This is a genomic window from Micromonospora sp. NPDC047738 (assembly GCF_040642675.1).
In the GTDB taxonomy this organism is placed as follows: domain Bacteria; phylum Actinomycetota; class Actinomycetes; order Mycobacteriales; family Micromonosporaceae; genus Micromonospora.
The window spans coordinates 317,229-332,332 of sequence record NZ_JBEYSO010000005.1 but is presented as its reverse complement, the minus strand read 5'-3'; the positions used below and the strand labels follow the sequence as shown (position 1 = coordinate 332,332).

General features: G+C 71.4%; 16 protein-coding genes and 1 pseudogene. 11 read left to right on the top strand and 6 right to left on the bottom strand.

The genetic code is table 11. The features are described 5' to 3' along the window. Positions 1-77: 77 nt before the first annotated feature. The gene (locus tag ABZ783_RS11610) at positions 78-593 is read left to right on the top strand and encodes a DinB family protein (protein WP_357436377.1); all 516 of its coding nucleotides are present in this window, start codon (positions 78-80) and stop codon (positions 591-593) included. A 163-nt stretch (positions 594-756) separates the two neighbouring features. After that, positions 757-1,413 (top strand): TMEM175 family protein, encoded by a 657-nt coding sequence (locus ABZ783_RS11605; protein WP_357436375.1) that lies wholly within the window; start codon positions 757-759, stop codon positions 1,411-1,413. A 261-nt stretch (positions 1,414-1,674) separates the two neighbouring features. Here the strand turns inward: ABZ783_RS11605 and ABZ783_RS11600 are convergent, their stop codons facing one another. From ABZ783_RS11600 to ABZ783_RS11585, 4 genes are all read right to left on the bottom strand, one after another. Continuing rightward, positions 1,675-3,261 (bottom strand): DHA2 family efflux MFS transporter permease subunit, encoded by a 1,587-nt coding sequence (locus tag ABZ783_RS11600; RefSeq protein WP_357436374.1) that lies wholly within the window; start codon positions 3,259-3,261, stop codon positions 1,675-1,677. 691 nt (positions 3,262-3,952) lie between these two features. Beyond that, complete coding sequence (locus tag ABZ783_RS11595; RefSeq protein ID WP_357436373.1) at positions 3,953-4,516, bottom strand: GerMN domain-containing protein; 564 nt, start codon at positions 4,514-4,516, stop codon at positions 3,953-3,955. Beyond that, on the bottom strand, positions 4,513-5,865 hold the full coding sequence (locus ABZ783_RS11590) for a HAMP domain-containing sensor histidine kinase (protein ID WP_357436372.1): 1,353 nt from the start codon (positions 5,863-5,865) through the stop codon (positions 4,513-4,515). The genes ABZ783_RS11595 and ABZ783_RS11590 overlap by 4 nt, the downstream gene beginning before the upstream one ends. After that, positions 5,862-6,536 (bottom strand): response regulator transcription factor, encoded by a 675-nt coding sequence (locus ABZ783_RS11585; RefSeq protein ID WP_357436371.1) that lies wholly within the window; start codon positions 6,534-6,536, stop codon positions 5,862-5,864. The genes ABZ783_RS11590 and ABZ783_RS11585 overlap by 4 nt, the downstream gene beginning before the upstream one ends. A gap of 152 nt (positions 6,537-6,688) precedes the next feature. On the opposite strand from ABZ783_RS11585, the gene ABZ783_RS11580 reads away from it, so the two are divergent. The 9 genes and pseudogenes from ABZ783_RS11580 to ABZ783_RS11540 all read left to right on the top strand — a co-directional run bounded on the left by ABZ783_RS11580 (position 6,689) and on the right by ABZ783_RS11540 (position 13,061). Next, complete coding sequence (locus ABZ783_RS11580) at positions 6,689-7,111, top strand: STAS domain-containing protein (protein WP_357436369.1); 423 nt, start codon at positions 6,689-6,691, stop codon at positions 7,109-7,111. Between the two features lie 30 nt (positions 7,112-7,141). Further along, positions 7,142-7,501: a hypothetical protein gene (locus ABZ783_RS11575; protein WP_357436367.1), complete on the top strand. Its 360-nt coding sequence runs from the start codon at positions 7,142-7,144 to the stop codon at positions 7,499-7,501. Then, entirely contained in the window at positions 7,498-8,121 is a 624-nt protein-coding gene (locus ABZ783_RS11570) for an STAS domain-containing protein (RefSeq protein ID WP_357436365.1), read from the top strand. The genes ABZ783_RS11575 and ABZ783_RS11570 overlap by 4 nt, the downstream gene beginning before the upstream one ends. Continuing rightward, complete coding sequence (locus ABZ783_RS11565; RefSeq protein ID WP_357436364.1) at positions 8,115-8,423, top strand: BON domain-containing protein; 309 nt, start codon at positions 8,115-8,117, stop codon at positions 8,421-8,423. Before ABZ783_RS11570 ends, ABZ783_RS11565 begins: the two co-directional genes overlap by 7 nt. Positions 8,424-8,507: 84 nt before the next feature. Beyond that, positions 8,508-8,657 (top strand): hypothetical protein, encoded by a 150-nt coding sequence (locus ABZ783_RS11560; RefSeq protein ID WP_357436362.1) that lies wholly within the window; start codon positions 8,508-8,510, stop codon positions 8,655-8,657. Between the two features lie 60 nt (positions 8,658-8,717). After that, positions 8,718-9,187, top strand: a pseudogene (locus ABZ783_RS11555) (hypothetical protein). A 29-nt stretch (positions 9,188-9,216) separates the two neighbouring features. Further along, entirely contained in the window at positions 9,217-10,869 is a 1,653-nt protein-coding gene (locus tag ABZ783_RS11550; protein ID WP_357436360.1) for a transposase, read from the top strand. Between the two features lie 67 nt (positions 10,870-10,936). Next, positions 10,937-11,911, top strand: a complete 975-nt coding sequence (locus ABZ783_RS11545; protein ID WP_357436358.1) for an ABC transporter permease — start codon at positions 10,937-10,939, stop codon at positions 11,909-11,911. A gap of 217 nt (positions 11,912-12,128) precedes the next feature. Next, positions 12,129-13,061: an ion transporter gene (locus ABZ783_RS11540; protein ID WP_357436356.1), complete on the top strand. Its 933-nt coding sequence runs from the start codon at positions 12,129-12,131 to the stop codon at positions 13,059-13,061. 12 nt (positions 13,062-13,073) lie between these two features. On the opposite strand, the gene ABZ783_RS11535 is transcribed toward ABZ783_RS11540, so the two are convergent. Further along, the gene (locus tag ABZ783_RS11535; RefSeq protein ID WP_357436354.1) at positions 13,074-13,697 is read right to left on the bottom strand and encodes an LUD domain-containing protein; all 624 of its coding nucleotides are present in this window, start codon (positions 13,695-13,697) and stop codon (positions 13,074-13,076) included. Beyond that, on the bottom strand, positions 13,694-15,094 hold the full coding sequence (locus ABZ783_RS11530; RefSeq protein WP_357436498.1) for a lactate utilization protein B: 1,401 nt from the start codon (positions 15,092-15,094) through the stop codon (positions 13,694-13,696). Before ABZ783_RS11530 ends, ABZ783_RS11535 begins: the two co-directional genes overlap by 4 nt. Positions 15,095-15,104: the final 10 nt, after the last annotated feature.

The window sequence follows — 15,104 nt, the reverse complement described above, 5'->3', positions numbered from 1 at the left end:
GATGGCGCGCGCTGGCCGGCCGTTCCCGCACCGCTCGCGCCCCGCGGCGTGGCGGGAGACGCCGGTACGCTGGGCCGGTGGATCGGTGCGACGAGTGCACATTCGTCTACGCGAGCGTGTCCGCCCAGGAGCTGCCGGGACTGCTGCGCGAGTTGCGAGCGCGGTACGCGGCCGCGCTGAGCGAGGTGCCGGACCTGCGCCGGCGACCCGCCCCGGGGGTGTGGTCGCCGCTGGAGTACACCTGCCACGTGCGGGACGTGCTCCGCATCCAGGGTGAGCGACTGGCGCTGGCCCTCACCGTCGAGGCGCCGGAGTTCACGCCGATGGGGCGGGACGAGCGCGCCGTCGCCGACGCGTACAACGAGCAGGACCCGGCGGTGGTGCTCGACGAGTTGGCCGCGGCGGCCGACGACCTGGCCGCCCGGTTCGGCGTGCTCGGTCCGTCGGAGCTGGCCCGCACGGGCGGCTACCCCTGGCCGCAGCCGCAGGCCCGGACGCTGCTCTGGCTCGGCCAGCACACGATCCACGAGGGCGAACACCACCTGCTCGACATCCGCCGGGCCGCCCGGGCCCAGGCCGCCGGCCAGGTCTGAGCCGCTCCCCCGTCCACCGCCCGGCCGGACCGGAAATCGGCGGGCCCGTTTCCCGAGTCGCGACGGTGGTCGTCGACCACGGCTGCCGACGCGGGCCCGGAGCACGTCGCCGGGTTCGCCGAGGCCGGCCCGAGGAATCGGTCGGATTCGCCAGAATCAGGGCATGCACCAGGAGCCAGCCGAAGCCGGTCGACGGCAGTCCGTGGACGGCGATCAACGCCGGAGTACGCTGCAACGGGTCATCGCGTTCACCGACGCGGCCGTGGCGATCGCCCTGACCCTGCTGGCGCTCCCCCTCGTCGACTTCGCCGACCAGAGCAGCGCCCGGCAGTCGGTGGCCGACCTGGTCCACCAACATCTCGGCGACGTTCTCTCCTTCGCCGTGTCGTTCCTGGTCATCGCGTTGTTCTGGCGAACGCACCGGCAACTGTACGAACGGCTCGTCGACTACGACGAGGTCCTCGTTGTGTTGAACACGATCTGGATCATGCTGGTGGTCTTCCTGCCGTTTCCCACCGCGCGGCTGTTCGTGGAGACCCGCCTGCGCGCCGACTCCGCGGCCTTCTATGTCGCCAACATGTTGGCCATCAGCCTCCTCGCGCTCGCGCAGACCTGGTGGATCGGTCGCCGCCCCCAGCTGCGTACGTCCCCGGGGCCGGAGACGGCTCCGGCACTGCTACCGCCCGTGGCGCTGTCCGTGGTCTTCGCGGTGGCGACGTTGGCCGCGGTCGTCTCGCCGATCGCCGGGTTGCTCCTGATCTTCCTCGTGCCGGTGGTGCAGTTCGCGGCCGCCCGGCTCGGCAGGTCGGTGGGCGGCTGAGCGCGACGGCGGGATCGGGCGGGCGAATCCGTCCCGGCCACGATCAGCGGGCCGATGCGACCATGCGCCGCCGGTCCGTGCTGGGCCCCACGCCACCGGGCACGCCGCCATCGCGTCGAGCCACCGGGGCCAAGCCGTGCTCGCCGGCAGCCGCACAGTGAAGACGGCCGGGGCTGCCAGGAATCCCTGGCAGCCCCGGCCGCAGCGTGGCTCATGCCCAGCCGTCGGGCCACCCGGAGTGCCGGGCGGCCCGACGGCGGATCAGTGGATGACGACCGGCGCCGGCGTCTGCTCCGTCTGCTGCCCGTCGAGCGGCTGCGCCGGCTTGCGCCGGCGGGGCAGGAACGCGGCCGGGATGAACGTGGTCAGCACCAGCGCGAACCCGACCCAGAACGTGGTGGCGAAGGAACTGGCGGCGAAGTCCAGCCCGCGCTCGATGAGCTGCGCGGGCACCGGGAACTGCCGGAGGAGCTCCGGCTGCAGCTGCGCCGCGATGGCCAGCCCGGACTCGGTGACCGGCTTGCCGCTGGTGGGGTCCACCGCACCGGGGATCGGCTGGGAGCCGTTCAGCTCGCTGGTGAGGATCACCGACATCACCGCGGCGCCCACGGACCCGCCGATCTGCTGGAGGATGTTGACCAGCGTGGAGCCGCGGGCCACCTCCTGCGCGTGCAGGGTCTTCAACGCCGAGGTCATGATCGGCATCATCGTGCCGCCCATGCCCAGACCCATCACGAACAGCGAACCGCAGAGCAGCCAGTATGAGGTGTGCGGGTCGATCTGGGTGAAGGTGAAGAACCCGGCGGCGATGAGCACCAGCGCGAACGGCACGGTGCGGCCGACGGGCACCCGGTCGGCCAGCATCCCGGCGATCGGCATGGTGAGCATCGCGCCGATGCCCTGCGGCGCCATCAGCAGCCCGGCGGTCAGCGTCGATTCGCCGCGGATCTGCAGGAAGTAGCTCGGGAACAGGAGGCCGGCACCCATGAACGCGATGATGAACACGAACAGGGTCACCGACGCGATGGTCAGGTTGCGGTTGGCGAACAACCGCAGGTCGACCAGCGGGTGCCGGGGCTTGAACGAGTAGACGATGAAGCCCACCACGAGCGCGGCGCCGACGAGCATCGGCGCCCACACCTTGGTCTCGGCGATCGTGCCGGCCTCGGGCAGCGAGGAGATGCCGTAGAGGAACAGGGCGAGGCCCGGGGAGAGCATCAGCATGCCGATGAAGTCGAACGACTCGGACGGCTCGGGGTTGTCCTTCGGCAGGGCCAGCTGCGCGTAGATCAGCGCGATGACGCCGATCGGCAGGTTGATCAGGAAGATCCAGTGCCAGCTCGCGGTGTCGATCAGCCAGCCGCCGAGGATCGGACCGCCGATCGGGCCGAGCAGCATCGGGATGCCGAGGACGGCCATCAGCCGGCCGATCCGGTGCGGACCGGCGGCCTTCGTCATGATCGTCATGCCCAGCGGCATGAGCATGCCGCCGCCGAGCCCCTGAAGGACGCGGTAGGCGATCAGCTGGTTGATCGAGTCGGCGGTGGCGCACAGCCCGGACCCGATCGTGAACAGCGCCAGCGCGATCATGTAGAGGCGCTTGGTGCCGAACCGGTCGGCGGCCCAGCCGCTGAGCGGGATCACCGTGGCCAGCGCGAGCGTGTAGGCGGTCATGGTCCACGCGACTCGGGCGTAGGTGGCGTCGAACTCGCTCTGGAACGTCGGAATCGCGACGCTGACGACGGTGACGTCGAGGATCGACATGATCGCACCGAGAACGACGACTCCCGCCACCGTGAGAACCGCGGCGTCGAGCTTGTCCGATGTCGCGGCGGGTTGCTGGGTCACTAACAGTCTCCTGGGTTCGTGTTGATCGGGGGCGGTGGCGGCACCGCGCTGGCGAGCACGGGAAGTCACGAGGAGGGGCGACGTCCGCTGGCACAGTAGCGACTGCGGGCGACAATTCGCGCTCGGATTCTCCGTGACCACCCACACTGGTTGGCCCCGTCAGCGCCGGCCACCGGCGAGCCCACGCCCTGCGCGTCGCCGCGCCCGCGGGTCTGGACGCCCCACCGCGGGCCGGCGCCGTACCGCGGCGGACCCGCAGCCGTCCGCCGTATCGTGCTCCGCGCTGGCTGTGAGACATCGACGCCGGGCCTTGCCGTGTCGTCCGGGCCCGCCGCGCATCGGTGGCAAACCGCGCTGGTCAGAGCGCTGTTTGCACCGCCCCCGGCAGCCTCGGCCCGGCGCCGGAGGCAGGCCCGGCCGGGGTGCGCGCGGTCGCGGGCCACGGCCGGCGCGGCGCCTCAGGTCTCCGTTCGCGGCCGACGGCGCGGGGCGGAAGGCGGGCGGGGCGACCGAGCGCGCGCCCCTGTCCCGCCGGATACCGGGGCGACACCGGCACCGTGATCCTCAGCACAGCGGCGGTTCGTCGGATACCAGCGCCGTCCCCGTGCCGCCGGTCCGCCGCCACCGTCCGCCCGGCAGGGGGTCGGCCGACCGGCCGCCAGCTCCGCCGGTCAGGTCGTCCCGGCGCGGGTCACCGCTGCCGGGTGAGCGGCAGGTAGTCGGCGGCGGTGAGCGGCTGTCGGGACAGGGAACCGTCCGCGCGGGGCACGTCCAACGGCCGCCCGGCCCGCTGGAAGGACACCCCGTCCACGTCCTGCCGCCTGGTGAGCGTGCAGACGATCTGACCGAAGGCGAGGATCTCGTCGCTCCGACCCGTCTCGTCGACGGCCTCCTGGATGTCGACCTCGACGAGTCGGCCGTTCACCCGGGCCCCGGCCACCACGACCGTGCCTGGCAGCGCGCTGGTCACTCCGCTGTCCCGTTCCGTGCTCGACGGCCCGGCGAGCAGGTGCTGCAGGTGGACGTCGACCGGGGGAAGCGCGTCGATCCGGCGCACCATCGGGTACAGCCGGTCGTCGCGGACGAAGCAGAGCGTCTCGTCCACCCGGCCCACCGATCCGGTCGGGGTGCCGGTCACCGGTGCCGGCAGCCGTCCGCGCGGCGCCTGCACCGGGCGGGGGGACTCGTCGATGGGCACCCCGCACCCGGCGAGCAGGACCACGACGAGCAGCAGGGCTCGCGACGCCCGGCTCACGGCAGGCTCCCGGGCAGCTCCACCCGGAACCGGGCGCCGCCGCCCGGCCGGTCCGTCACGCTCGCCCGGCCGCCGTGCGCGGCGGTGTGCTGGGCGACAAGTGCCAGGCCGAGACCCGTGCCGTTGGTGTCCGCCCGGGCGTGGGCCGCGCGGCCGCGGACGAAGCGGTCGAAGATGATCTCGCGATCCTGCACCGGCACGCCGGGGCCTTCGTCGTCGACCTCGATGACCCCGGTGCCGTCCTGCACCCGCAGGTGCACGGCGACCGGGCCGCCCCCGTAGCGGACGGCGTTGTCCAGCAGGTTCAGCAGGATCTGCTCAACCCGGCGCCGATCGACCAGCCAGCGGCTCGGTGTGCCGGGCGGGATGCGGACCAGGTCGCCGGGCAGGGAGCGGCTGCGGCACGCCTCCCCGGCCAGGGCCGCCAGGTCGACGGTCTCGCGCTGCGCGGGCCGTTCGGTGCGGGCCAGCTGCATCAGGTCGTCGACCAGACGCTGGAAGCGCGCGACCTCGTCGGCGACCAGGCCGGCCGCGGTGGCGGTGCGCTCGTCGTGGTGGTCGCGGCGGCGGGTGAGCACGTCCGCGGCGGCGGCCAGGGTCTGCAGCGGCGACCGCAGTTCGTGGCTGACGTCGGCGGCGAACCGGCGGTCCCGCTCGATCCGCCGGACCAGCTGGTCGACCATGTCGTTGAACGAGGTGGAGAGCCGGGTCAGGTCCGGGTCGGTGGTGGGGTCGAGGCGGGTCGTGAAGTCACCGGCGGCGATCCGCTCGGCGACGTCCGCGACGGCGGTCAACGGGCGCACGCTGTGGCGGGTGGCGTACCAGCCGAGGGCGGCGCCGGCGCCGGCGACCATGATGCCGACCGCGGTGAGGGTCAGCGCCATCACCTGGAAGGTCTGCTCCACCTCGCGCAGCGACGTGAGCTCGTAATAGCCGGTGGACGCCGACAAGGGAACTCCGACGAGCAGGGTGGGCTGGCCGTCGAGGCGTACCCGCTGCACGCCCGCCTCCCCGGAGCGGACCAGCTGCTGCAACTCGCCGGGGACCGAACTCGCGCCGATGTCCGCCGAGCGGCCGTACCAGCGACCGTTGAAGTGCAGCAGCGGGCGGCGGATGCTGCCGGTGTCCAGGGAGCGCAGCACCTCCACCACGTCGGGGGCGTCGGTGTCCAGCCCGGTCCGCACCACGGCCGCGTCGAAGTAGGCCGCCCGCACCGCCGCCCGTTCCCGCTCGTCCAGCAGCGACCGGCGGGTCAGGTCGTAGGAGAACAACGCCATCGACGCCGCGAGCAGCGACGCGCCGACCGCGAAGGCGGCGGTGACCCGGGCGCGGAGTCCGAGCCGGGTCATCGCTGAAGTTTGTAGCCAAGGCCACGCAGCGTGACCAGGTGCCGCGGGTTCGCCGGGTCGGCCTCGATCTTCTGCCGCAGCCGACCCACGTGCACGTCGACCAGCCGCTCGTCGCCCGTGTCGTATCCCCAGACCCGCTGCAGCAACTGCTGCCGGGACAACACCCGACCGGCGTGCTCGGCCAGTTCGCAGAGCAACCGAAACTCGGTGCGGGTCACCGCCACCCGCTGGCCTGACCGGCGTACCTCGCCGGCGTCCGGGCTGATCTCCAGGTCACCGAAGACCTGCGCGGGGACCGGCGCCACGAGCGCCCGTCCCCGCCGCCGCAAAGCCCGCAGCCGGGCCGACAGTTCCTTGATCGCCACCGGCTTCACCAGGTAGTCGTCGGCGCCCGCCTCCAGCGCGGCGACGATGTCGTGGGTGTCGTCCCGGGCGCTCACGACCACGATGGGCACGTCGTCGTCGCGGCGCATCTGCCGGATGCACTCGAAGCCGTCGAGCCCCGGCAGCATCAGGTCCACGAGCACGTTGTCGGCCGGGTTCTCCCGCTGCCGCCGCAGTCCCTCCTCCGCGGTCGCCGCGCCGTGCGCGGTGTAACCCTCCTCCTCCAGGGCGAGCAGCAGCGCGAGCCGGATCCGGTCGTCGTCCTCGATCACCAGTACGGCCGTCATACGGGCATCATCCACGGACCGGTGGCCGTGGCCCAACCGTGTCAGCCGTTCCCGGGTTTTGTCACACAACTGTCATGAAATTGCGGGCTCCCCTCCAAGGTCGCCGCACAGGCTGGTGAACCAGCCGGACAACGCGCACGAAAGCAGGAGACATGACCGGGCCGCAACCGCCTCCACCGGAATGCGCCGTGCCGCTGGTCGAGGTGGAGATCACCGAGGAACTGGACCTGGCGCGCCTCTCCGAGGTCAGTCACGTCCTCGATCGAATCCTGTCTCTGCGACCCGCCGCGGTGGTGATCGACCTGTCGGGGTGCCGGCACATCGACGCCGCGGGCATCGGACTGTTGCTCGACGTGCACCGGCGCATGCTCCGTCGACAGGGCGCGGTCAAACTGCGCAGCCCCAACCCGCGCATCCGTCGAATCCTGGAAACGACCCGGCTGGACCAAGTCCTGCCGATCCTGGATCCGCCCGGGCGGTCCCGCTCGGATGTGGTCGACCAGGACCCGACCACGCAGCGCCCGGCGGGGGTTCCGGTCGCTCAAGGACGAGCGACGGTCACCGTACGTTCCTGAGGCCGGCGTGCGCCCGGCGAGGAGGCAGCAGTGAGTGGCAGCGCGCTCATCAGCGCACTCACCATCGGGCTCGCCGTCGGCCTGGCCGGTCGGCTGCTCGTGCCGGGGCGCAGAGTGGCGCCGGTCTGGCTGACGGTCGCGCTCGGCGTGGCCGCCGCGCTGCTCGGCTCGGTCGTCATCCGCCTCCTCGGCGCCGACCTGGCCGAACTCACGGTCCTGCGGCTGGTCGCGCAGTCGGGCTTCGCAGGTGTCGCGGTGGTCCTCGCCGTGGTCGCCGCCGAGCGGCAGTCGCGGCGTGACGGATACGCACCGCTGTTCCGCACGTCCGCCCCGGCGCCGCCGCCCTCCAGCGCCGCCGGCGAGCGGAGAGAACGAGAGGATGGGTTATGACGGTCGTACCGGCCGATCACCTGATGACTCTGATCTGCGACGGCTGCGGTGACACCGTCACCGCGGCGGCGAGTGTCCTGCCCGACGCGGAGGTCGTCTGGACGCTGGTGTTCGACAACGGCTGGGTCGGCTCGCCCTTCGCCTCCGGCCCGCACCACTGCCCCCGCTGCGCTCTCGCTGCCGAGCTGGGCGGCGCGAACGGTGCCGGCAGGTCGACGGCCGGCCTGGGCATCGACTACCTCGACGAGGTCGCTGCCGCACCCGCCGCGCGGGCCGCCGATCCGGCCGAGGCGGTGCGCCGAGCGCTGGCGGAGGCGATCCACCTCGGTGACCACGTCCTCGTGGACCTCAGCGAGGTGGAGGTGGTCGACCCGGCCGGGCTCGGTCTGCTGGTCCGGGCGCACCAGGAGGCCAGGCAGCGGGCCGCGGTGCTGTGTCTGGTGGCGCCCACCCGGTTCGTCCTCACGGTGCTGCACACCATGCGGCTGGACGACGTCTTTCCGCTCTACGAGAGCCGCGCGGCCGCCCTGCGCGACCTGGCCGACCCCGCGTCGGCCGGCACGGCACCGGTGGGCCGCGAGGCAGTTGCACCCTCGACAGTCAAGGAGTCGCCATGGTGATGCCCTGGGCATTTCCGCCGTTCCCCGACGACAACCCGTCCCAGCCGACGAACGAGGAGTCGGCGCCGGAGAGCGAGGATCTCCGCCTCGCGGCTCTGGTGGCGCAGCGGCTGAGCATCGACTGGATCACCCGGCGCCAGCAGATCACCATCACGGTGCAGAACCGGGTGGTGATCCTCGCCGGGATGGTGGCCAACGTGGAGACCCGCCGGGCGGCGGGCGAGCTGGCGTGGGAGGTTCCCGGCGTCGTCGACGTCTGCAACGCGCTGCAGCTGTACGGTCAGCGGCGGAGCCGCCGCTGAGCGAGGCCGCTCAGCCATCGCGCTGCGTGTAGGGACGGTCCCGGCGGACTGGTTGGCCGGTGCCGGGCTGAACGCGCTTGTGTTGTGGACGGCGAAGCCGGCGGGCGGGCCGGCCCACCGATGGTGGTGGCGGTGATGAATGCGGTGCCCGACTCGCCGCCGGCCAGTGCCGCCTCGCTGCTGGTGGAGCAGCGACTGGTGGTTGCTTTCCCCTGTAGAGCTATCGACAATTGATTGTCGTGGGTAGCGTGTATCGGATCGGTGTGTGGCCGAGCGGTGGGCAGCTCGGTGAGCATGGTGCGTCGGTGGGAGGCAGAGGGTCGAGTGTGGCCCGCCGCTAGCCAGCGGGTCAGCGGTACCTAGATGGATCCGATATGCGTGAGGTGCTGCAGCCGGGTTTCGACGGCGGCCGACGGAAAGTCGTGGTGTATTACCGTGTCTCGTCGCCGGTTCAGAAGCCTGACTTGGCCTCGCAAGTGAGGGTGATGCAGCAGTTCTGTTTAGCCCGTGGGCTGGGGCGTGGACGGGGGGAGGTTGGCAGGCTGGTGGTCCGCACCAGGGCAGGCTGGTCCGGTTCGGTTTCGACTTCTGGGGCACGTGGCGGCTGCGAAATCGTCGCCAACCAGGAATCACTATCCGCACAGCAGGAAGTAGTGGAGGACCTGCTTGCAATCGTGCACTCCTTCTCCTGGCGGCTGGACAGGCTGCGCCGCTATGAGAAGGAACTCGAAGGGGCGGACGGGACCGTGGGGGATGATCAGTGAAGGTCACTCGCATTGCCTAGTCGGCCCGGATGAACCCGGGCAAGTACGCCGCCCTGGTGGAGCAGGCCCGTCGGTTGGGTCGGGTTCGTAGTGAGGTGTGGCAGCGATACGGGTCAATCAACGGTGTCGGATCCGGGCTGCGGGACCGGCAGGTGCGCGACCGGTGGCTGGCCGACGGCACCCACGCATCGTTTGCTGTGTTGGCGAATGCGTGGAAGGAAACCGTCCGCGACACGATGGCCGACATCGCCGCGAACCTCGAGGCGGCCAAGGTCGAGGTCCGGCGGGCCATCGGTCGGCGCACCAAAGACCCGGCCGAGCGCAAGCGCATGTTCACCGCGCTGAAGGCCGGCCGGTGGGCCAGTGATCCTTTCCTGGCGCGGCAGATGCGCCAGCACTGGAAGCGTGGCCACAACCGCGCCCACGATCAGATCGTCGTGCGCGCCGACAACTACAACACCCTCACCGATGGGCGTGGCCGGTTATGGTTGGCCGTTCCCGGCCTCGAACCTCGGCGGATGGTCCGAATCCCACTGTCGACCACTGTCGCCCCGACGGGCACGCTACGGCTGATTCTGCGCGGCGGCCGGGTCGAGGTGCATTACCAGATCGACGCGGCGGGAATGCGGTCGTCGCAGCGGCCCTGCGGTGACCAGACGTTGGGTGTGGACAAGGGCTACACCGAAGCGCTGACCGACTCCGACGGCCAGCCCCACGGTGAACAGCTCGGCGAACTGCTAGCCCGTGAGTCGGATCGGTCGAAGGAACGCAACCGGCGCCGGGCGAAGCTGCGCTCGATCGCCAACACCGCCGCCCTGCGCGGTGACCACGCCAAGGCGCAGCGGATCAAGGCGAACAACCTCGGCACCATCAAGCGGGACCGGCAGGCCGCCCGCCACCGCGCCCGGGTGCGTACGGAGATCTTCACCGCCGTGCACGAGGTCGTCGACAAGGCCGCCACCGTGGTCGCCGAGGACCTCACCAAACGCTTCGCCGAGCGAAAGAAGCTTCCCAAGAACATCAACCGGCGTCTCGCGGCATGGACCAAAGGAGTCACCGCTGAGGCCCTGAAAAGCGTGTCGGAGCGCAGAGGTTCTGCGCACGTTCCCGTCAACGCCGCCTACACCTCACAAACCTGCCACCGCTGCGGCGACTTCGGCCGCCGCGACGGGAACAGGTTTCACTGCACCCGATGCGGGGTGGTGTGGCAAGCCGACGTGAACGCCGCGATCAACATCCTGCACCGAGCCGGCGACCCCGACATCGCCCTGCACACCCCACACCAGCGGGTGAAGCAGATCCTGCAGGACCGGACCGATCGCCACCGGACCAGACTGCCGGTCCAGGACTCCAGCCCGACCACCACGGCCGAGCGGAGAGCGAAACATCCGAACCGCTCAGTTATGAGCAACAAGGAGGAAGCAGTTGACCAGGATCGCTCCGGTGACGTTGATGGCGACGGATTGGGCACGCAGGGCGTCCTTTGCGGACGAGCCGAGGACGCACAGGTTGGCGATACAGGGACTGGCGGACCGCACAGGTCGCGCGGCGAGGCACAGTCCACCCGGCAATTCGATACGCATTCGCAGTTGACAGGACGCCCAGTGATGGTTGTCAAACGTTTGTCCGATGCGCAGCGTGCCCTACGCCGTTACCGTGTGGTCATCGTGGTCGATTCCTGACGCTCGGCTGTTCTCGACGACCTGCTGGTGTAGCGGCACGCCACCGGCCTGGACCGGAGGATTCGCGATGAGTGATCCGAGTGCCTCGCTGGTCAGCACCCCGCGTCCCGAGCAGCCGGGCGAGACCGGGGCACCGGCCGCCGCCGGCCCGCCGGAGTCCGCGCGACAGCAGCAGCCGCGTGGCCTGCTGGGTGACGCGTGGCGGGATCTGCGCCGCAAGCCGCTGTTCTGGATCTCCGCCACGTTGATCCTGGTCTTCGTGCTGATGGCGGCCTTCCCCTGGCTGTTCACCTCCGGCGACCCGATCAACGGCGACCTGGCACACAGCCGCGCCGAACCCTCGGCGTCCGCCTGGTTCGGCTACGACGTACAGAGGCGCGACGTCTACGCCCGCACCATCTACGGTGCCCGGGCCTCCATCCTGGTGGCACTGCTCTCCACCATCGGCACGCTGCTCATCGGCGGCGCGATGGGCACGGTCGCCGGTTACCGCGGCGGCTGGGTCGACAGTCTGCTCTCCCGGATCGCGGACGTCTTCTTCGGCCTGCCGTTCATGCTCGGCGCCATCGTCATCCTGACCACGTTCAACGGCTCGGGCACGGACAACAGCGAGTCGCAGATCATGGGCCTGGTAATCGTCTCGCTCGTGGTCCTGTTGTGGCCGGTGGTGATGCGGTTGATGCGCTCCTCCGTGCTGGCCACCAAGGAGGCCGACTACATCCTGGCCGCCCGGGCCCTGGGTGCCGGCACCGGCCGAATCGTCCTCAAGCACCTGCTGCCGAACTGCGTCGCACCGCTGCTGGTGTACGGGACGATCATGATCGGCTCCTTCATCGGCGCCGAGGCCACCCTGTCCTTCCTGGGCATCGGCCTGAAGACCCCGGTCGTGTCCTGGGGCATCATGATCAGTGAGGCGCAGAACTACATCCGGGTCTCGCCGTACCTGCTCCTCTTCCCCGCCGCGTTCCTCGTCACCGCCGTGCTCAGCTTCGTGATGCTCGGCGAGACGGTCCGCGAAGCCCTCGACCCGAAACTGCGGTGACCGCGGGCGATCGGCGTCGGCGTCGGCCTGGGCGGACCCGTAGCCGGGTCGAGGCGCGGCGTCGGTCCTCGTAGGCTGTGCCGGTGATCTTTACGCCGCGCCTCGTCGACACCGCGGCACGTCGCCGGTCGCCCGACGTGCCGTTCGAAAGGAAGGGCGGTGCGGCCGCCTGGCGGTCCGTCGTGGCAGCGGCCGGAGCGGGCGCGGCGAGGGCGCTGTGGTGAGCGGGCTGCCCGTACCCGGGCAGCGGGCTGTCCCGCCGCCGTCCGCGTCGCGCCGGTCGCGGGTAGCGCTGTGGTGTGCCCGCGTCGAGGGTTCACGCTGGTTCGAGGTGGCGATCGTCGTCGTCATCGGGGCGAACGCGGTGGTGCTCGGCGTCGAGACCTACCCGCACCCGGGGTCGCTCGGGACACTGCTGCGGGCATTGGAGTGGTTCTTCCGCACGGTGTTCATCGTCGAGATCGCCATCCGGCTGCTGGCGCACGGTCGGCGGCCCCAGGACTTCTTCCGGCGCGGGTGGAACGTCTTCGACTTCGTGGTGACCGCGGCGGCGTTCATCCCCGGCCTGCACGGCGAGTCGGCTGGGCTGCGGGTGATCCGAATCGCCCGGGTGGTGCGGCTGGTGCGCTTCTCGCCCGGGCTGCGCACCATCGTGACGGCGCTGCTGCGCAGCCTTCCCGGGGTCGGTGGGTTCCTCGCCCTCGCCCTGGTGACCCTGTACGTGTACGGCATGGCCGGGTGGCTCATCTTCAAAGAGGCGTATCCCGACGACTACGGCACGATCGGGCGGGCCGCGCTGACCCTGTTCGTGCTGCTGTCCCTGGAGACGCTGCCCGACCTGATCGAGCAGGGCATGGCACTGTCGCCGTGGACCCTCGTCTACTACGTCAGCTTCGTGCTCATCACCGTCAACCTGCTGGTGAACATCCTCATCGCGGTGATCGTCAACTCGATGGAGGAGGCTCGCCGGCTGGAGATGACCGAACGGATGGCGGTGGACGAGGACCGCGACGGCGTACCGGACGAGATCGACCGGATCATGATCAGCCAGCGGCTCGACGACCTGCGGGCGCTGGTGACCGACCTGGAGCGGGAGCTGCGGATCGACCGCGACGCCGGGCAGTCCAGAGCGGGTACCCGGGACCGGTGACGCGGCGGCCCGTCACCCGTTAGGCGCCGCATCCGCCGAGACGACGACCACGTGCAGATGTCGAGGGCCGTGGACGCCCTCCACCCGGTTGAGTTCGATGTCGCTGGTGGCCGAGGGTCCGCTGATCCAGGTCAGCGGGCGACGCGGGTCGACCCGGGCGACGGCGTCCGGCACCGTGGCGACGACCTGGTCGGCCCGCAGCACACACACGTGCACGTCGGGCAGCAGGCTGATGACCCGCCGGCCCTGGTCCGGGGCGGCGTCGAGCACGATGGTGCCGGTTTCGGCGACGGCCACGGCCGCGGCGGTGACCACCCCGTCCACGGCGGCGATCTGCGCCGCGGTGAGGTTCTCGTCGGTCACCGCGGCGACGGTGGCGGGCAGCCAGTGCCGGGGCAGCCCGGGCGGGACCACGACGCGCCGGCCGCCGAGCACCTCGTCGACGACCTGCGCGACGTCGGCGTCCGCGCACCGGTGCACGGTGGCCCGGTAGTCGGTGAGCCGGTGCACCAGCAGGTCGAGGTCGACGGCGACGGCACCGGCCGGCCGGTAGTCCCGGGGCACCGCGGCCGGGTCCGCCGGCGGCTCACCGAGGGCGCCCCGGAGCCGGCCCAGGATGAGGTCACGTGCGGTCACCGCTCGGCCCACCACTGGCGGAAGGTCTGGGGTGGCGCGGCCGGCAGGTCACGGCTGGCGGTCCAGCCGTTCAGCGGCGGGGGCAGGGCAGGGCCGGCGAGCCGGGCCAGGCCCGCGGCGCGCTGCGCGGCCGCGTACAGCCGGGGATGGTCCATGGTGTACGCGGCGGCGCCCATCGCGGCCTTCTCGCCGGCCGGGTGGGGGGCTTGGCCGCGCAGGTGCACCAGCAGCTCCGGAATGTTGATCATCACGGGGCAGGCGTCGTAGCAGGCGCCGCAGAGCGACGACGCGTACGGCAGGGAGGCGTTGTCCGGCACCCCGGTGAGCTGCGGGGACAGCACCGCCCCGATCGGCCCCGGATAGACCGAGCCGTACGCGTGCCCGCCGGTGCGCTCGTACACGGGGCACACATTGAGGCAGGCGGAGCAGCGGATACAGTGCAGCGCCTGCCGGCCGACGGCGTCGGCGAGCACCGCGCTGCGGCCGTTGTCCAGCAGCACCAGGTGCACCTGCTGCGGCCCGTCGCCGGGGGTGACCCCGGTCCACATCGACGTGTACGGGTTCATCCGCTCCCCGGTCGACGCGCGGGGCAGCAACTGCAGGAACACCTCGAGGTCCGCCCAGGTGGGGATGACCTTCTCGACGCCCATCACGGTGATCAGGGTCTCCGGCAGGGTGAGGCACATCCGGCCGTTGCCCTCCGACTCGACCACGGCCAGGGTGCCGGTCTCCGCGACGGCGAAGTTCGCCCCGGAGACGGCCACTCGGGTGCTGAGGAAGGTCTCGCGCAGGTGCCGGCGCGCCGCGGCGGCCAGGACGGCCGGCTCGTCGGTGAGGGCGGGGTCGACGCCGGGCATCTCGCGCAGGAAGATCTCCCGGATCTCCGCCCGGTTGCGGTGGATGGCCGGAACCAGGATGTGGCTGGGCCGGTCCCGGCCGAGCTGCACGATCAGCTCCGCCAGATCGGTCTCCACCGGTTCGATCCCGGCGGCCTCGAGGGCTTCGTTCAGGCCGATCTCCTGGGTGGCCATCGACTTGACCTTCATGACCCGCTGCGCGCCGGTGGCCCGGACCAGGTCGGTCACGATGCGGTTGGCTTCCAGCGCGTCGGCGGCCCAGTGCACGGTGCCGCCGGCCGCGGTAACCGCGGCTTCGAGCTGCTCGAGCAGTTCCGGCAGGCGGGCCATGACGTCGGTCTTGATCGCGGAGCCGGCGGCGCGCAGCTGCGCCCAGTCGGGCAGCTCGCCGATCACCGCTGCCGACTTGGCGCGGATCGTGGTGGTGGCATGCCGCAGGTTACGGCGCAACTGCGCGTCCCCCAGCGCCCGGCGGGCCGCCGCCGGGAAGGACTCCTCGCCGCGCAGATTGCCCACCCCGCGCGGGGCGGTGGCCGGCATGCCCAGGAAC